We start from the raw sequence: 1,052 nt of genomic DNA, 5'->3' as shown, positions 1-1,052 counted from the left end.
CCCCGCCCGAGCGCCCGATCGGGCCCTTAACCCATACGACGCCCGGGCCGAGTGAACTCAAGGCCCGGGCGTCGACGGATCCCCCCGGATATGCCACGCCATGCGTGACAGCGTTCACTCTAATGACCTCGAAACCGCCGCGCATAGCGGGTGAGCCGTGAGAAATCGATGAGCTGCGCGACGTCGGTTCGACGTCGTCGCCGGGCTGTGCGCCCCACCGGAAAAGGGCTGCGAGTTCGCGCCAAGACAGAGAAGAGCCCCCTCCCGGCTGGGGGATCAGGAGGGGGCTCTTGTGGATCCCTCCGCTGGGGGCACGAGGGATGCGAGTCGTTACGTTACGCGGCGGCGGCGGCGCGTGGGGGTGCCCGCGTCGATCTTGCGGCAAGCGCATAAGCAACGCCCAGTCTGACTGTCCGGGAATGCACGATGGTCTTCGACAGTTGTCGAACAAGGACAACCTTTCAGGCTGCCCGACGGCAGGCGCACCCGCGCCGCCGCCATCGGCCGGCGCCGCCTCATCACGGTCACGCCGGATGAGGAAAGGAATCGACATGGCTGTGTACGACGTCGCAGAACGTTCGGCGATCGTGACGGGAGCGGGGTCGGGGATCGGTCGCGCCGTGGCGCACACCCTGGCGGCGAGCGGCGCGAGCGTGCTGGTCACCGACATCAACGCGAATGCCGCGGCATCCGTCGTCGACGAGATCACCGCCGCGGGCGGCACCGCGAGCGCCTTCGTCGGCGACGTGAGCGACACCGCGTGGATCGACGAGTCGATCCAGCGCGCCAACGCCCTCGCGCCGCTGCGCATCGCCGTGAACAACGCCGGGATCGGCGGCGCCGCGGCCCCCGTAGGGGAGTACCCCCTCGACAGCTGGCAGAAGGTCATCGAGGTCAACCTCAACGCCGTGTTCTACGGCGTGCGCGCGCAGGTCGTCGCCATGGCAGCCAACGGGGGCGGCTCGATCGTCAACATGGCCTCGGTGCTCGGCTCCGTCGGCATCCCCTTCTCATCGGCCTACGTGACCGCGAAGCACGGCCTCATCGGCCTC

1 protein-coding gene is annotated in these 1,052 nt (G+C 68.8%); it reads left to right on the top strand.

All coding sequences use genetic code 11. From position 1 onward, the window contains the following. Positions 1 to 551 precede the first annotated feature (551 nt). Positions 552 to 1,052 (top strand): SDR family NAD(P)-dependent oxidoreductase (locus ASG00_RS00825; protein WP_056206163.1); only part of this gene is annotated, 501 nt, incomplete at its 3' end.

This window comes from Microbacterium sp. Leaf351 (assembly GCF_001423825.1).
Lineage (GTDB): Bacteria > Actinomycetota > Actinomycetes > Actinomycetales > Microbacteriaceae > Microbacterium > Microbacterium ginsengisoli.
The sequence above is the reverse complement of the archived record's forward strand: the minus strand, read 5'-3'. Positions and strand labels throughout refer to the sequence as shown.